Here is a 15,186-nt window from a genome sequence, read left to right as displayed (position 1 = left end):
CGGCGGTCAGGCGTGGGACAGCATGCCTCGCAGCATGCCGAGCGCGCGCGTGTGCAGCTGCGAGACGCGGGGCTCGCCGATCCCGAGCTCTGCGCCGATGTCCTTCAGCTTCGCCCCTTCGAAGTAGTACATGCCGATCACGCGCCGCTCCCGCTCCGGGAGCTGCGCGATCGCGAAGGACAGCGCCCGCCGGGTCGCCTGCGCCGAGATCGCCTCGATCGGATCGTCTTCGCCGGACATGTGCACCGACTCCTCGGTCGGCGTCACCTCGCTCAGGCTCACGAAGACGGTCGCGCCGCCAACCTTGCCGGCGGCCTCCGCCTCGACCGCCTCGCGCGCGCGCCGCGAGAGCCAGTCCTGAGCGCGGAGCTCATCGACGATCGCGCCGCGGATCCGGAGCTTCGCGTAGCCGGCGAACGTCTCGCCGTCGCTCCCGCCGTTCTTGCGGATCGAGTCGACGAGCCCGAGCATCCCCGCGCTGAGCAGGTCGTCGCGCTGCACGTTGGGCGGCAGGTGGCGCGACACCTGCCGCACCAGCTTGCGGACGAGCGGGAAGTACCCCTGCAGCACCTCCGGGCGGAGCGGCGTGCACGTCGGCTCGTGGTCGCGCGGCCCGCCCGGGCAGGCCGCGTCGGTACAGCGCGGCGGGCTATGCGAGCCGCTGTCCGGCTCGCCGTCCGGCGCCAGCGACTGCCACGGACCCTCGTAGGTGCAGGCAGACGTGGCCTCCACGGATTCCCAAATGTCGTGCGCGCACCTTGACGCGACCTCCGCGGACTCCCAGAGCTCGTGGGCGAGCGACGCGCCCGCCTCCCGCACCGCGATGCCCGGCGCTCCATCGAGGCCGAGGGCAGAAGGCGCCTCGATCAGCGCGTGCTCACACGGAACGACCGGACACGTCGCGCCCAGGGCGACCGGCTGGACCAACTCGCCCCCGTCACAGCATGCGGGGAGCGACATGGGAGGAGCGTGCCCCTCCCGCTGCAGTCGGGTCGATTGCTGCACGTGAGGTGGATTGGTGCCACAACTCTCGCGGCGTGCAAGGCAGAGCCGTGCAATTGTGTCTGGTGCGGATGTTCAGTGTGTGGATTATAGCCAGCGAGCGGGACAGCTCACCTTTTCGCAGGCGAAGTTTCAGGAGCAAGGGTGGGTGAACCTGACCCCACGTCCTTCTCCGTCTCGCTGCCGCTGCGCACGGTGTCCGAGTTTATCCCTGTAGAATTCATGGGTTGCGGCTGAGGGGCACGGGGCTCGCCTGACCCATACACCTCTTCTTCTGCGGACACAGGGACGTCGCGCGCCGCTTCATCGGCCGCGACGGAACCCTTCGCTCCCTCGTAGCGCGGCGCCTCTCCAGGCCCCGAGTAATCCACCCAGTACACTTTATCTGATCTGACGTCCAGGTGAACGAACGTAGAGTTGGGATAATATCCGACACCTGCGTTGCGGAAACCCCGGCAGAAATCGCGGACCACGGTGTTGGGCACGCCCTCGACCATGAAATCGACGGCGCGACCGTGGTTGTGGTTGGAGTGCGGGGTGTACTGGGTGGGGGAATAGGGGCGATAACCGCTGACGACGCGGAGGGTCCTGCCGCCGAAGTGGTCGCTCACCATGGCTATCAGCGTGGCGAGCCGGGGATCGATGGGTATCGAGGCGGTGGGGGACGCGCGCATCAGCCGGCTGAGCTTGGGGAGGGCCTTGGGCACGAGCCGCCCCTTCGGCGTGAGCAGCTGGAGGTCCAGCCGCTCGGCGCCTCGCGACAGGCGGACCCATCCGGGGCGCTTGGGTCGCTGCGCATAGCGCTTGTTCGGCGGCATCGACCGGGGATCGGCCTTCGCCGCGTCCCTCTTCGCCGACCCCTTCCCTCGGGGACCGGCCTCGGCGTCGCGCTCCTTCGCGCTGGCGCCGCGGCTCCGCTCCCGCTCGTCGCGCAGCGCGGCGGCCCGGCCGGGCGTGGCGCGCGTGGACCGCCCGCGCGCGCCGGGCTCACCCCGCTCCGGGATCACGAGGACGAGGCCCGGGTGGATGCGCTGGCCAGGCTTGAGCCCGTTCGCCTCGCGGAGCGCGTCGACCGTGATGCGGTACCGCTTCGCGATCTTGCCGAGCGTCTGGCCGGCGTAGACCGTGTGCTGGCCGTCCTCGGCGACCGCCGTGCCGGGCGCGGCGCTCAAGAGAAAGGCCGCCGCGAGGGCGGCGAGCGCACATCGCAGCCGCGATGGGCGCGACGGCCGCGACGACCGAGAGGTGGGCTCCATCGCGGCCCCGGCGCGGGGGCCGGTGCCGCAGAAACGGGAGAACTCCGGATGCATGAGGGGACTCTGACCTGACGTCATCCGTGCCCGACGACCGAGCCCCGGACGGTGCTACCCTGGGCTGGCGCGCGCTCGCCGGCCCGACCGGCGGCGCAGCACCGCGTGTCGAACTTCGATAGGCGGGCGGGAGGCGAGCGTAAAGCGGTTTTTTGCCCAGCGATCCCCGGTGGTGCGAAGCTTCGCCAGAAGCGACCAGAGGCGATCACAGGGGATCGGGCGCCCGGGAGCCGGGCAACGCGGCCCGGGCTTCCCTTGCTTCACCACGGCGGGCGCGGAGCAGGACGGACGGGATGTCGGAAGGCAAGAACTTGATCGGGGTCGATATCGGATCGAGCGCGATCAAGATCGCTCAGATCAAGGAAGGTCGCAGAGGCTATGGCCTCGTGCGGCTCGGTTACGCGCCGCTCGCGCCGCAGGCCATCGTCGACGGCCACGTGATGAACGCGCAGGCCATCGTGGAGGCGCTCGGCCGGGCCTTCTCCGAGGCCAAGATCCGCCAGCGCGAGATCGCGCTCAGCATCAGCGGTCAGGCGGTCATCATCCGCAAGATCACGGTGCCGCTCATGACCGCCGCCGAGCTGGACGAGCAGATCCAGTGGGAGGCCGAGCAGCACATCCCCTTCGACATCAAGGACGTCCACGTCGACTACGAGGTGCTGCGCCGGCGCCCCGAGGCCGGGCAGATGGACCTCCTGCTCGTCGCCGCGAAGCGCGACGAGATCAACGACTACACCCAGATCGCCAGGACGGCGAAGCTCAAGCCCATGGTGGTCGACATCGACGCGTTCACCGTCCAGAACCTGTTCGAGGTGAACCGCGGCATCCCGCCGGACCAGACGTTCGCCATCATCAACGTCGGCGCGAGCCTCGCCTCGATCAATATCGTGTCGCGCGGGGCGAGCGCGTTCACCCGCGACATCGGCAACGGCGGCAACTACATCACCGAGCAGATCCAGCGGAAGCTCGGCATCAGCTTCGAGCAGGCCGAGGAGTTCAAGTGCGCCAGCGTGACCTCGGGGCCGGGCGGCGTGCCCGCGCAGGTCATCGAGACCATCGAGCAGGTGTGCGACTCCATCGCGGGGGAGATCCAGCGCTCGCTCGACTTCTTCCTGGCCACGAGCGGTGAGGGCGACATGCACCGCATCTACCTGACCGGCGGCTCGTCGAACCTGCCGGCGCTGCCCGCCGCGATCGGGCGGCGCGCCCGGGTGGCCGTCGAGCTGATCCAGCCGATGGAGCGCATCACCGTGGAAGCGAAGGAAGTCAACCAGGAGCTGCTCCGGCTCCGGGCGGCGCAGTTCTGCGTCTCGCTCGGGCTCGCGATGCGCAAGGACCGGGAGAAGCGCTCGTGATTCGCGTCAACCTTCTCCCGCAGCGGCGCGGCACGCGCGGGGCCGCGCCCCAGGCGAGCCAGCGGTGGCTGCTCGTCACGCTCGGCGTCGTGATCCTCGAGATCGTCGCGCTCTTCCTCTTCCACCAGACGAAGGTGGAGGAGCTCGAGGAGCAGAACCGGAAGAACTCGCTGCTCCAGAGCCAGATCCAGGACATCCGCACGCTCGTCGCGAACCACGAGGAGATCAAGAAGGCGCTCGAGGTGCTGCGCGCGCGCGAGGACGCGATCGCGAAGCTCCAGGCCGCGCGCAGCGGGCCGACCGCGGTGCTCCTCGAGCTCGCGCAGCTGCTCACGAACGGCAAGGGGCCGACCGCCGACCCGGACAAGCTCGCGCAGCTCCGCAAGGAGAACCCGCTCGCCGTCTACAACCCCTCCTGGGACAGCCGCCGGCTGTGGCTCACGAGCTACGTCGAGTCCGAGCGGATCGTGCGCGTCGAGGGGCTCGCGCGCGACGGCACCGACGTCTACGAGCTCGCCCAGCGGCTGAAGCTGTCCTCGTACTTCTACGACGTGCAGCTGCTCCCGGGGAAGAAGGAGAACGAGAAGGAGTCGCGGCTCGAGCTCGTCTCGTTCGCGCTGCAGCTGAAGGTGAGGTACTGATGGCCACGAAGCCCATGCCCGCGCAGGCCGGCTCGGCGCTCGACCGGCTGCCGCCGCTCGCCAAGCTCGGCGTCGGCGCGCTCTTCGCGGCGCTCGTCGGCATCCTGTACTTCGTCGGCTTCTACGCCGACGTCGACTCGCAGATCGAGGGCGCCGTGCAGAAGCAGGGCGTGCTCCAGGCGGAGCTCACCAAGGCGCAGGCGTCGAAGGCCGCTTACCAGAAGGACCTCGACGAGAAGACCCGCCGCGAGCAGATGAGCCGCGAGCAGAAGAAGATCCTCCCGGACGAGTCCGAGACGCCGGCCTTCCTCTCCGCCATCCAGGGCGTCGCGACCGTCTCCGGCGTCAACCTGACGTCATGGAGCCCCACCGAGGAGATCCCGCAGGAGTTCTTCTCCAAGGTGCCGATGCAGCTGACGCTCTCCGGCAAGTTCCACCAGGTGGCGAAGTTCTTCCACGGCGTGGGGCAGCTGGATCGCATCATCAACCTCGAGGAGGTCCAGATCAAGGAGCCGAAGGTCGTGGGGACCGACGTGGAGATCAAGGTGGAGTGCCTCGCGACCGCGTTCCGCGCCGTGCGCGCCGGGGAGACCGCGACGAGCGGCGTGAAGCGGCGCAGCGGAGGTGTCCGGTGACGCCTGGCCGGATGCTGCTGCTCGCCCTCGGGGCGACCACCGCCGCGGCCCTCGCGATCGCCGGGTGCGGGGAGGAAGAGCCGGTGACCTCGTCCACCCAGGCGCGCCCTGCCGGGGCGCAGGCCTCGGCCTCGCCGCCGCGCGCGCCCGCGGCCGGCGCCGCGTCCGCGGCCGCGGACGCCGGCGCGCCGGAGCTGCCGCCGCTGCCGCTCCGGGAGTTCCAGGAGGCCGACTTCTCCGAGAGCGACCGGAGCCGCGACCCGTTCCGGAGCTTCGAGTCGCTCTTCGCGACGCAGGCCCGGGGTCGGGTGACGATCCAGCGCCAGGTCCTCGTGGATCGCTTTGCGCTCGACGAGCTCAGGCTGGTCGGCGTCGTCTCGCGCGCGCCCGCCCGCGCGCTGCTCACCGATCCCACGGGGCTCGGGTGGGTGGTGAAGGTGGGCGATTTCGTCGGCAAGGCCGAGATCGTGCACGCCGGCGGCCCCACGGGCGTCGACGTGGCCGTGAACTGGCGCATCGATCGGATCCGCGACTCGGACGTCGTCTTCATCCGCGAGGACCCGTCGCACCCGGAGATCCCGCCGACCACGCGCGTGATCGCGCTGAGGCCGCTCGGCGAGGAGAACGGGTCGGGCCTCGGCGCCCCGTGACCGCCACGAATTGGGCCCGCGCCGGGCACCCGAAGTAGCCTCCCGGCAGCGTGACGCAGATCTCGCGTCACCGCGAAGCGGGAGTGCAATGAAGAGCAATCGAGACTATCGCCCGAGGCGGGGCGCGCTTCGCCGTGCTGCGGCACTCGGGGTGATGTTGATCCTCGGCGCTCCTGCGGGAGACGCAGACGCCGCCGCCCCGATCAAGGTCAGCGACGTGAGGCTCACGGCGCCGGACGAGGGCAAGGCCGAGATCGTGGTCGCGACGAGCGGCGAGCCGCGCTTCTCGGCGCGGGTCGCGGACGGCGGCAAGCGGCTCCTCGTCGACCTCGAGGGCGCCGTGGATGGCGGGGCGTCCGGCGCGATCACGAGCGGCAACGCGATCGTGGCCGGGGTGATGACGCAGGGGTTCGGCAAGGCGACGCAGCGGACGACGCGGGTGCTCGTGCAGCTCGCGCGCCCGGCTGCCTACCGGATCCGCGCCGAGCAGGGCGCGCTCGTGATCGAGCTCGCCGCCGCCGACGCGACGGCGCCGATGGCGGCGCGGGCCCCGGCCGGCCCCGCGGCGGCGGCGCCGGCGCGCGAGCCGGCGGCGATCACCGACGTGCGCTTCGAGCACCAGCCGACGCTCGATCGGGTCGTCATCGAGCTCTCGTCGATCCCGAGCTACCGCGAGTCGACGGGCAAGGGGGGGCGCCGCGTCATCGAGCTCAGCGGCGTCCGGCTCCCCGACGCCCTCCAGCGCAAGCTCGACGTCGGCGCCTTCGGCGGCCCGGTGCGGGCCATCTCGACGTTCCGGCGCAACAGCGACGGCTCCAGGGTCGTCGTCGAGGTCGAGCAGGCCGCGGGCGCCTCGGGCGTCGTCGCGCGCGAGGGCAACGCGCTCGTGCTGAGCGTCGCGAAGGGCGCGCTGCCCACGACGCTCTCGGGGATCGCCGCCGACGGCGGCGCGGCGAGGCGGACCCGCACGGTGGCGCGCGAGGCGCTCCTCGACGACGCGGCGCCGAAGGTGGAGACCTCGTTCGAGGGCGCGGCGAGCAGCCAGGAGTCGCTCGTCGAGCCCGACCAGGCCGGCGCCTTCATGCCCGCGATCGCCGGGCAGCAGCGGCGGTTCACGGGGCGGCGCATCGACCTCGACCTGAAGGACGCGGACATCCACAACGTCCTCCGGCTGATCTCCGACGTGGGGCGGGTCAACATCGTGACCGCCGACAACGTGACCGGCACGGTCACCATCCGGATGCGCAACGTCCCGTGGGACCAGGCGCTCGAGACGGTGCTCCAGGCCAAGGGCCTCGGCGTCGTCCGGCAGGGCAACATGATCCGCGTCGCCCCGATCGCCGATCTCAACAAGGAGCGGGAGCTCGCGATCGCGCGGCGCAAGAGCGAGCTCCAGCTCGCGCCGCTCGAGACGCGGCTCATCCCGATCAACTACGCGGACGCCAAGGACCTCCAGGACCGCTCGAAGGACATGCTCTCGCCGCGCGGCTCCCTGGCGGTCGACGAGCGGACCAACGTGCTCATCGCGCGCGACGTCGCGGGGAACCTGAACCAGATCGAGGAGCTGGTCCGCTCGCTCGACACGCAGACGCCGCAGGTGCTGATCGAGGCGCGCGTGGTGGAGGCGACGAGCCGCTACGTGCGCGACATCGGCATCCAGTGGGGCGGCGACGGGACGTTCAGCGCGGCGACCGGCAACCCGACGGGGCTCGTCTTCCCCTCGGCGATCGGCATCGCCGGCGGCGCGACCGACTCGAACAGCCCGACCGGCGGCCTCTCGCCGTTCGCGAGCCAGGTCTCGAACCCGAACTTCGCGGTGAACCTGCCGGCCATCGTGGGCGCCGGGCAGGGCGGAGCGCTCGGCTTCACGCTCGGCTCGATCAACAACACCGTCAACCTCGGCGTCCGCCTCTCGGCGGCCGAGGCGAGCGGCATGCTGCGGGTCGTCTCCAGCCCGCGCATCCTCACGCTCGACAACCGGGAGGCGCGGATCAGCCAGGGGACGCTGATCCCGTTCTCGCAGATCAGCGCGCAGGGCGTGCAGACGACCTTCCAGGAGGCCAAGCTCCAGCTGCTCGTCAAGCCGCACGTCACGTCGGACGGCAGCGTCGCGATGCACGTGAAGATCAACCGCGACGAGCCCGACTTCAACCAGACGTCGGCCCGCGGCGACCCCACCATCCTGAAGCGCGAGGCGGAGACCGACCTCCTGATCATGGACGGGCACACGGCGGTGATCGGCGGGATCTTCACCCGCAACACCGGCCGGAACCTCGATCAGGTGCCGTTCTTCGGGGACATCCCGGTCCTCGGCCTCCTCTTCCAGCGGCGCCGCGCGAGCGACACGCGGAACGAGCTCGTCATCTTCCTCACGCCGCGCATCGTGAACCGCGCCGAGGCGCTCGGCCGCTAGCCCCTGGCGCGGCGCGCCTCGCCGCGCCCTCGACCCGATCAGACGCGCTTGCGCCGGGCCGCCTCCCGCGGGGTCGGGGCGGTGTCCGTCACGACGCCGCGCAGCCACGCCCGCGCGGGATCGCCCTCGGTCCGGCTGTTCCACGCCATCGCGATCTCGATGGGCGGCAGCTCGAACGGCAGGTCGAAGGTGCGGAGCGGCACCAGGCTGGAGAACGCCCTGCCGAGGCGCGTGGCCACGGTGGCCACGAGATCCGACGCGGTGAGGGCGTGCGGCACGAGGAACACGTGCGGCACCGTCATGGCCTCGTGGCGCGCGATCCCGCGCGCCGCGATGAGATCGTCCGCGACCCCGTCGTGGGCGCCGCCCCTGGGGACGACGACGTGCGGGAGGGCCGCGTAGGTCTGGAGATCGACGTGCCCGCGCGCCGTTGGGTGGCTCATGCGCGCGAGCCCCGCGAAGCGATCGTCGAAGAGGGGCGCGCGGCGCAGGTCGGAGGGGAGGCTCTCCTGCGGGAAGACGCCGATCGCGACATCGATCTCGCCGCTCCGGAGCGCGTCGACGGCGCGGCCGTCGAGCGGGAGCAGGTGGAGCGCGAGCCTCGGTCCGCCCTGCGCGAGCGCCGCGTTGAGCCGCGGCATGAGGACGAGCTCCACGTACTCCGTGGCGGCGATCCGGAAGGTGCGATCGCTCGTCGCCGGGTCGAAGGCCTGCGCCGTCTCGCCGAAGAGGCCCGCGAGATCGTGGACGATCGCGGTGACCTGCGGCGTGATCGCCTCGGCGCGCGAGGTGAGCGCCATCTGCCGGCCGACCCGGACGAGCAGCGGGTCGGAGAAGAGCTCACGCAGCCGCGTCAGCGCGTGGCTCATGGCGGGCTGGCTGAGGCCCACCCGGCGGGCCGCGAGCGTCACGCTGCGCTCCTGCAGCAAGGCGTCGAGCGCGATCACCAGGTTGACGTCGATCGCCGAAAGATTCACTCCAGGAATATATGACGAACAAAGTATCCACATTGTGGATACTTTCGTTATCTTGCGCGGGCGCGCGGCGGACGTGGCGACGATGCGTGATCCTGCGCCTGCGGGCGCTGTCGTGCGGCCCGCGTGGCTGCTAGGGTCGCCCGCGGCTCGTCCCTGACCGGCGGCGCCTCGCGGAGACCATGACATCGCCCGTTCTGCTCGGGGGGATCGACTTCTTCCACCTCATGAACGATCGCGCCATGCGATCGCGCGGCCAGGCGGGCAACCACTGCCTGTTCGTCCTCGAGCTCGACGGTCGCCTCGACCTGGCGCGGCTCGCGGTGCGGCTCGAGCGCGCGACCCGGGCGCTCCCCGAGCTCCGGTTCCGGCTGGACAACAGCGTGCTCGGGCGGGCGGGGCGGCCCCGCTGGGTCGTCGATCACCACCGGCGCGCCCCTGGGCTGCGCCTCCACGAGGTGGAGGGCGAGCGCGAGCGCGCGGCGCGCATCGAGGCGCTGCTCGCGGACCGGACCTCTGCCGAGCGGCCGTGGGCGCTCGACGTCGTGCGCGAGGTGGGCGACGGCGACACGGTCGTCCTTCGCCACCACCATGCGCTGACGGACGGCAGGGGCGCAGATCGGCTCGTTGCCTGGCTGGGCTCCGGGAGCGGCGACGCGCCCGACGACCCGCCGCCGCAGCAGGAGCGGCACGACGCGCCGGAGCGCCTGCTGGCTGCCATGGACCGCGACGAGCGGGTCGCGCTGGCGCGCGCGTACAAGGCCCACGTGCTGTCGCTCGGCCGCGCGCCCATCCTGTCGCTCGCGCGCGCCTGTCCTGGGGTGCGGCCCTCAGCTTCTCGCGTCCTCCGGCTCACGCTCTCGGCGGAGGAGACGCGCGCCTTCGATCTCCGGGCGCGCCAGCGAGCGCGGCTCGCCGAGACGAGCCTCATGCTGATCGCGGCGACGCGGCTCGCCGACAGGGCGCTCGCGGCCCGCGGCTTCGCCCCGCCGCACCACGTGATCCCGCTGCCCCTCTCGCTCGACCCCAAGGGGGGCGCGCGGCGGCTCTTCGGCAATCACCTCACGATGGCCCTGCTCTCGCTCGGCCGTGACGAGCTCTACGACGACGCGCGCGCGGTGGCCCGCTTGGCCGAGCAGCAGCGCGCCGTGGTGCGCGACAGGCTCGATCTCGCCATGATCGCCGCGCTCGATCTGGCCCGCTGGCTCCCCGGCCCGATCTACCGCTGGCTTGGGGATCAGCCCTTCCAGGGAGAGCTCGCCTCGCTGATCGTCTCGAACCCCGGCGCGGTGACGGTGGAGCGGTTCGCGGGGCTCCCTGTGCGCTCGGCGTACCCGCTGCCCGCGGTCGTCGCGCCGCCCGGCTTCCAGGTGATCTTCAGCCGCTTCGGCGGTCGCCTCTCCGCGTCGATCATCCACGGCGACGGGCTGCTCCGCCCGGACGAGGTGGAAGCGATGCCTGGCGCGCTCCGCGCCGAGCTGCTCGGAGAGCCCGCGTCGCCGGTCGGGGCCGCGGTATAAGGGCTCTCGTCATGCGCACGTTCGATATCGTCATCATCGGCAGCGGCATCGCCGGCGGCTTCCTCGCGCGGCAGCTCCGCCTCGCGTGCCCCGACCTCGGGGTCCTCGTGCTCGAGGCCGCCGAGGCGATGGAGGATTACAAGGTCGGCGAGAGCACGGTGGAGGTCGCGGCGAACTACATGGTTCGCCGGCTGAACCTCGGCACGTACCTCTACCAGCACCAGCTCCCCAAGAACGGGCTCCGCTTCTTCTTCGACTCTCCGGGCAAGGATCTCCCGCTGCCCCGGATGAGCGAGATCGGCTCCGACCACATGCCGTTCCACCCGAGCTTCCAGCTCGAGCGCGCGCGGCTGGAGCGCGATCTCGTGACCATGAACCGCGCCGCGGGCGCCGAGGTCGAGCTCGGCGCGAAGGTGGTCGACGTTTCGATCGACGGGCGCGGGCGGCACACGGTCGTCTACGAGCAGGGCGGCGAGCGGCGCGAGGTCGCCTGCCGCTGGGTGTGCGACGCCTCCGGTCGGCGGCACGTGCTCTTCCGCAAGCTCGGCGTGAAGGTGCACAAGGAGGCGCGGCTCAACACGGCGGCCGCGTGGGGCCGCTACCGCGGCGTCGCGGGGCTCGATGCGGTCACCGACGCGGCGTGGCGGTCGCGCGCGCGGTACACGTCGCGCCACCTGTCGACGAACCACTTCATGTACGACGGGTACTGGATCTGGTTCATCCCGCTCGCCGGCGATCTGATGAGCGTGGGCGTCGTGTTCGACAAGGACAGGATCGGCGCCGGGAACACGCCGGCCGGGAACGCGCCGGCCGGGGCGCTGCCCGGTCCGCGCACGCGCGCGGAGTTCGAGCGCTTCCTGGGCGCCCACCGCGCCGCGCGCGACCTGCTCGAGGGGGCGGAGCTCGAGGACTTCCAGAGCTATGCCCACCTGCCGTACCACGCCGAGCAGTACTTCTCGACCGACCGTTACGCCGTCACCGGCGAGGCCGGCGCGTTCACCGACCCCTTCTACAGCCCCGGATCCGATTTCATCGCGACCGCGAACGAGTTCATCACGCAGATGATCCTCTCCGACGTCCGCGGCGACCGCGCCGGGTTCGAGGAGAGGGTCGCGGCCTACGACGCGTACTACCGGTTCAAGTACGACAGCACGCTCCGGCTCTATGAGCGCATGTATCCGGTGTTCGGCTCCTTCGAGCTCTATCGGTTGAAGTACCTCCTCGACTTCAACAACTACTACAACCTCGTCGTCTGGCCGTTCATGGCCGACCGGGTGACCGACGTGGGTTGGATCCGGGAGGAGCTCAAGTTCACCGATCTCGTGCTGCGCGCCCTCTCGACGATGGGCGAGCACCTCGCGTCGCTGGCGAGCGACCTGCGCGCGCGCGGGGAGTACTTCGCGCAGAACGAGGGGCGCTTCGCCAACGGGCTGAACGGCGTCGCCCAGCTGGAGACGCGGCTCGGCCCGTCCATCGACGAGCGGTTCCGGCGCGAGCAGGTCGACCGGGCGTACGGGAGCGTCTTCGCGGCGCTCGTCGAGCGGCGGCTCGGCGAGCAGGGCCTCTCCGACCGCGCTCGGCTCGTCTCGGAGCTCACCCTCCCTCAGGTGCTCGTGTTCCGGGACATCACGCCCGAGCGGCTCGCGCGCCTGCTCCAGCGCATCGGCGAGCGGATGACCAGGGAGCTCCGCGACGAGCTCCCGGACGCAGGGATCGAGCGGATCGAGCTCGGCGCGGGCGGCGTGATCTCGGTGACAGGGCCTGCCGCGGGGACCAGGGCGCATGCGGACGCCCTGTCCCGGGCACAGGCGCTCTGGGACGCCTCGGCGGGATCGCTCGCCCACATCGCCCTCTGAGCCTGCTTTCGCGGCCTTCGGGGCCCCGGTCGTCGCCGGTGGCGAGCGCCTCGCGGCAGCCTCGACGAGCTCCCCGCGGTTTCTCCTGTACGCGCGCCCGTTCCGCAGTATCACACCGGCCGATGCGGTGGAGAGCAGCAGGTGGGCGTCTTGGTCAGTGGGCGATCTCTGTGGCGCTGTCGATGGGCGCTGTCGGCGCCTGTGTCGGCGCGGTCGCCGAGGGCGGCGCGCCGCCGCGGCAGGAGCCGCCGGATCAGGGGTGGATCACGGCGGCGACGCCTGACGCGGGCGGCGCTCCGCGGTGTCCGCACGGCGCGCTGGAGGATCCGCACCGTGGTTTCGTGCGTTGCCTAGAGCCGGGCGAGGCGGATGCCGGCTGGCTCCCCCCGTCGCCGCAGCCCGAGCCGCCCCCTCCCGACGGCGGCGCCCCTCCTCCCGACGGCGGTGTTCCCGGCGACGCCGGCCCCATCGACGGCGGCGTGCCCGACGCATCGATCGTGTCGGCCCCGCTCCCTCTCGTGGAGGTCAAGGAGCCCGAGTTCATGAACGGCGACGTCCCGAACGTGGCCAAGCGGCTAGAAAAGGTCGCCCCCGACCTAGCGAAGTGTGTTGCCGACAATGGCGGCCTCTCTGGCGCGTCGGGCAGCATCAAGGTCCAGTTCCTCGTCCGGGTGCGCGGCCGCGCCGAGGGTGTCGAGATCCTCGACTCTCGGGGCGTCACCTCCGACGCGCAGCGCTGCATCCGTCAGCTCCTCAAGAACAAGCCCGTCGGCACCCCCAGCGCCGACCCCGTAGGCGTGACCGTATCCCTCTCCCTTCGCGCCCCGAAATAACGACCCCTTACAAATCCCCGAGACGGGTCATCCCGCGCAACCGCCGCTGGAACCACGACCCCCATCGGCCGCCCCGTCTCTTCCAAAGACCCCCTTACAAAGAGCCAGGGCGGGCGGGGGTGGCGCGCGAGCGGGCGGCGGGGGTGGGCCCCACGAACCCGAGGGCCGGCCCGCCCCGCAGCGCCCCCCTCTCTGACCGAGTCACCCGTCCAGCGCGCCCATAGCCCCCCAAAAGGCCCGAGTTCGTGGGGGGACCCCCGCCGCCCGCTCGCGCGCCACCCCCGCCCGCCCTGGCTCCGTCGCCCCTTGGGTTGACGCAGCCCCCACGGACTCTATCCTGCCGCGCCGCTGTGCCCGACCCGATGCTCACCCGCGAGATCGCCCGTCGAAAGACGTTCGCGATCATCTCCCACCCCGACGCTGGCAAAACCACCCTAACCGAGAAGCTCCTGCTGTACGGAGGCGCCATCCAGCTCGCCGGCGCCGTGAAGGCCAAGAAGGCGCGCGCTCACGCCGTGAGCGACTGGATGGAGATGGAGCGCGAGCGCGGCATCTCCATCTCGACCAGCGTTCTCCAGTTCCCGTACAAGGGCCGCCTCCTGAGCCTGGTCGACACCCCTGGCCACGCCGACTTCAGCGAGGACACCTACCGCGCGCTGATGGCGACCGACGCTGCCATCATGATCCTGGACTGCGCGAAGGGCGTCGAGACGCAGACGAAGAAGCTCTTCCGTGTCTGCAAGCTCCGGCAGATGCCGATCTTCACCTTCGTCAACAAGCTCGACCGCCCCGGGCGCGACCCGTTCGAGCTGATCGGCGAGGTCGAGGAGGTCCTCGGCATCGGCGTCTACCCCGTCACCTGGCCCATCTCGGCGGGCGGCAAGTTCCGCGGCGTCTACCATCGTGAACGCAAGCAGGTCTTCCTCTTCGAGCTCGTCGCGCACGGCGCCGAGATCGCCCCCATGGAGGTCGTCTCGCTCGACGCGCCCGAGCTCGTCGAGGCGCTCGACGAGGAGGGCGCCCGCCAGCTGCGCGAGGACATCGAGCTCATCGACGCCGCCGGCGACGCGCTCGATCGCGACAAGCTCGCCCGCGGCGAGGTCACCCCCATGTTCTTCGGCAGCGCCATCACCAACTTCGGCCTCCCGCAGTTCCTGGACGCCTTCATCGAGCTCATGCCCCCGCCCGCGCCGCGCGGCAGCGACAAGGGCCCCATCGCCCCGGACGACGACCGCTTCACCGCGTTCGTCTTCAAGATCCAGGCGAACATGGACCGGGCCCACCGCGACAGGATCGCGTTCCTCCGCGTCTGCTCCGGCCGCTACGAGCGCGGGATGAAGGTGCACCACGTGCGCCTCGACCGCGACATCCGGCTCACCAACCCGGTGCAGTTCATGGCCCAGGAGCGCACGCTCGTGGAGGACGGCTTCGCGGGCGACATCATCGGCGTCTTCGACCCGGGGCTCTTCCTCATCGGCGACTCGCTCTGCAGCGGCTCGCCCGTGAAGTACGCCCCGCTGCCGCAGTTCCCGCCGGAGCAGTTCGCCCGCGTCGTCATGATCGATCCCATGAAGCGCAAGCAGCTCAAGAAGGGGCTCGAGCAGCTCGCGCAGGAGGGCTCGGTCCAGCTCTTCCGGCCGCCCGAGGGGCGGGAGGGCGAGGCGATCCTGGGGGTCGTGGGCGAGCTCCAGTTCGACGTCGTGAAGCACCGCCTCGCGGCCGAGTACGGCGTCGACGCCCGGATCGAGCGGCTCTCGTTCAGCCTGGCCCGCTGGGTCGAGGGCGAGCCGGTGCCCCTCGCCGAGCTCGAGTCGAACCTCTACGGCTACGGCGCCCTCGACGTGCACGGGAACCACGTCGTGCTCTTCAAGGGCGACTGGCAGCTGGATGCCTGCCAGAAGGCGTTCCCCAAGGCGCGCTTCGTCGAGCTCGGCGGTTCGATCTCTCCGGTATGACCTTCCGCCGCGCGCGGCCCTCCTCGGCCGCGCGCGGATCGC

General features: G+C 71.3%; 12 protein-coding genes. 9 read left to right on the top strand and 3 right to left on the bottom strand.

Features of this window, described 5'->3' with window-relative positions; all coding sequences use genetic code 11:
• Window positions 1-6 precede the first annotated feature (6 nt).
• Together WMF19_RS34820 and WMF19_RS34815 are read right to left on the bottom strand one after the other, a co-directional pair.
• Window positions 7-960 carry a sigma-70 family RNA polymerase sigma factor gene (locus tag WMF19_RS34820; RefSeq protein WP_437894297.1) on the bottom strand — a complete coding sequence of 318 codons (954 nt, stop codon included), beginning with the start codon at window positions 958-960 and terminating at the stop codon, window positions 7-9.
• A 152-nt stretch (window positions 961-1,112) separates the two neighbouring features.
• Window positions 1,113-2,174, bottom strand: coding sequence for a DUF882 domain-containing protein (locus tag WMF19_RS34815; RefSeq protein ID WP_437894296.1), 1,062 nt, complete (start codon window positions 2,172-2,174; stop codon window positions 1,113-1,115).
• 431 nt (window positions 2,175-2,605) lie between these two features.
• Here WMF19_RS34815 and pilM point away from each other — a divergent pair, with 431 nt between their 5' ends.
• From pilM to WMF19_RS34790, 5 genes are all read left to right on the top strand, one after another.
• A complete protein-coding gene (gene pilM / locus WMF19_RS34810) occupies window positions 2,606-3,667 on the top strand; it encodes a type IV pilus assembly protein PilM (RefSeq protein WP_012238809.1) in 1,062 nt (353 codons plus the stop codon).
• Window positions 3,664-4,308, top strand: a complete 645-nt coding sequence (locus WMF19_RS34805) for a PilN domain-containing protein (RefSeq protein ID WP_437894295.1) — start codon at window positions 3,664-3,666, stop codon at window positions 4,306-4,308. The genes pilM and WMF19_RS34805 overlap by 4 nt, the downstream gene beginning before the upstream one ends.
• Window positions 4,308-4,943, top strand: a complete 636-nt coding sequence (locus WMF19_RS34800) for a type 4a pilus biogenesis protein PilO (RefSeq protein ID WP_272095126.1) — start codon at window positions 4,308-4,310, stop codon at window positions 4,941-4,943. The genes WMF19_RS34805 and WMF19_RS34800 overlap by 1 nt, the downstream gene beginning before the upstream one ends.
• The gene (locus tag WMF19_RS34795) at window positions 4,940-5,593 is read left to right on the top strand and encodes a pilus assembly protein PilP (protein ID WP_437894294.1); all 654 of its coding nucleotides are present in this window, start codon (window positions 4,940-4,942) and stop codon (window positions 5,591-5,593) included. The genes WMF19_RS34800 and WMF19_RS34795 overlap by 4 nt, the downstream gene beginning before the upstream one ends.
• An 88-nt stretch (window positions 5,594-5,681) precedes the next feature.
• Window positions 5,682-8,006, top strand: a complete 2,325-nt coding sequence (locus WMF19_RS34790) for a type IV pilus secretin PilQ (RefSeq protein ID WP_437894293.1) — start codon at window positions 5,682-5,684, stop codon at window positions 8,004-8,006.
• 38 nt (window positions 8,007-8,044) lie between these two features.
• Here WMF19_RS34790 and WMF19_RS34785 read toward each other — a convergent pair whose 3' ends face one another.
• Window positions 8,045-8,983: a LysR family transcriptional regulator gene (locus WMF19_RS34785; protein ID WP_437894292.1), complete on the bottom strand. Its 939-nt coding sequence runs from the start codon at window positions 8,981-8,983 to the stop codon at window positions 8,045-8,047.
• A gap of 179 nt (window positions 8,984-9,162) precedes the next feature.
• Here WMF19_RS34785 and WMF19_RS34780 point away from each other — a divergent pair, with 179 nt between their 5' ends.
• The 4 genes from WMF19_RS34780 to WMF19_RS34765 all read left to right on the top strand — a co-directional run bounded on the left by WMF19_RS34780 (window position 9,163) and on the right by WMF19_RS34765 (window position 15,144).
• Window positions 9,163-10,500, top strand: a complete 1,338-nt coding sequence (locus tag WMF19_RS34780) for a hypothetical protein (protein WP_437894291.1) — start codon at window positions 9,163-9,165, stop codon at window positions 10,498-10,500.
• Window positions 10,501-10,511: 11 nt separating this feature from the next.
• On the top strand, window positions 10,512-12,356 hold the full coding sequence (locus tag WMF19_RS34775) for an NAD(P)/FAD-dependent oxidoreductase (protein ID WP_437894290.1): 1,845 nt from the start codon (window positions 10,512-10,514) through the stop codon (window positions 12,354-12,356).
• Between the two features lie 182 nt (window positions 12,357-12,538).
• The gene (locus WMF19_RS34770; RefSeq protein WP_437894289.1) at window positions 12,539-13,189 is read left to right on the top strand and encodes a hypothetical protein; all 651 of its coding nucleotides are present in this window, start codon (window positions 12,539-12,541) and stop codon (window positions 13,187-13,189) included.
• Window positions 13,190-13,551: 362 nt separating this feature from the next.
• A complete protein-coding gene (locus tag WMF19_RS34765; protein ID WP_437792944.1) occupies window positions 13,552-15,144 on the top strand; it encodes a peptide chain release factor 3 in 1,593 nt (530 codons plus the stop codon).
• Window positions 15,145-15,186: the final 42 nt, after the last annotated feature.

It is taken from the genome of Sorangium sp. So ce124 (assembly GCF_051525235.1).
Lineage (GTDB): Bacteria > Myxococcota_A > Polyangia > Polyangiales > Polyangiaceae > Sorangium > Sorangium atrum.
Note: the sequence above shows the minus strand (reverse complement) of the source record. Positions and strands in the feature narration are given on the sequence as shown.

Excerpts from the sequence above, each read along its gene's own strand:
- pilM (WP_012238809.1), top strand. The coding sequence starts at position 2,606 with ATGTCGGAAGGCAAGAACTTGATCGGGGTCGATATCGGATCGAGCGCG.
- WMF19_RS34770 (WP_437894289.1), top strand. The coding sequence starts at position 12,539 with ATGGGCGCTGTCGGCGCCTGTGTCGGCGCGGTCGCCGAGGGCGGCGCG.
- WMF19_RS34790 (WP_437894293.1), top strand. The coding sequence starts at position 5,682 with ATGAAGAGCAATCGAGACTATCGCCCGAGGCGGGGCGCGCTTCGCCGT.
- WMF19_RS34765 (WP_437792944.1), top strand. The coding sequence starts at position 13,552 with ATGCTCACCCGCGAGATCGCCCGTCGAAAGACGTTCGCGATCATCTCC.
- WMF19_RS34775 (WP_437894290.1), top strand. The coding sequence starts at position 10,512 with ATGCGCACGTTCGATATCGTCATCATCGGCAGCGGCATCGCCGGCGGC.
- WMF19_RS34800 (WP_272095126.1), top strand. The coding sequence starts at position 4,308 with ATGGCCACGAAGCCCATGCCCGCGCAGGCCGGCTCGGCGCTCGACCGG.
- WMF19_RS34780 (WP_437894291.1), top strand. The coding sequence starts at position 9,163 with ATGACATCGCCCGTTCTGCTCGGGGGGATCGACTTCTTCCACCTCATG.
- WMF19_RS34820 (WP_437894297.1), bottom strand. The coding sequence starts at position 960 with ATGTCGCTCCCCGCATGCTGTGACGGGGGCGAGTTGGTCCAGCCGGTC.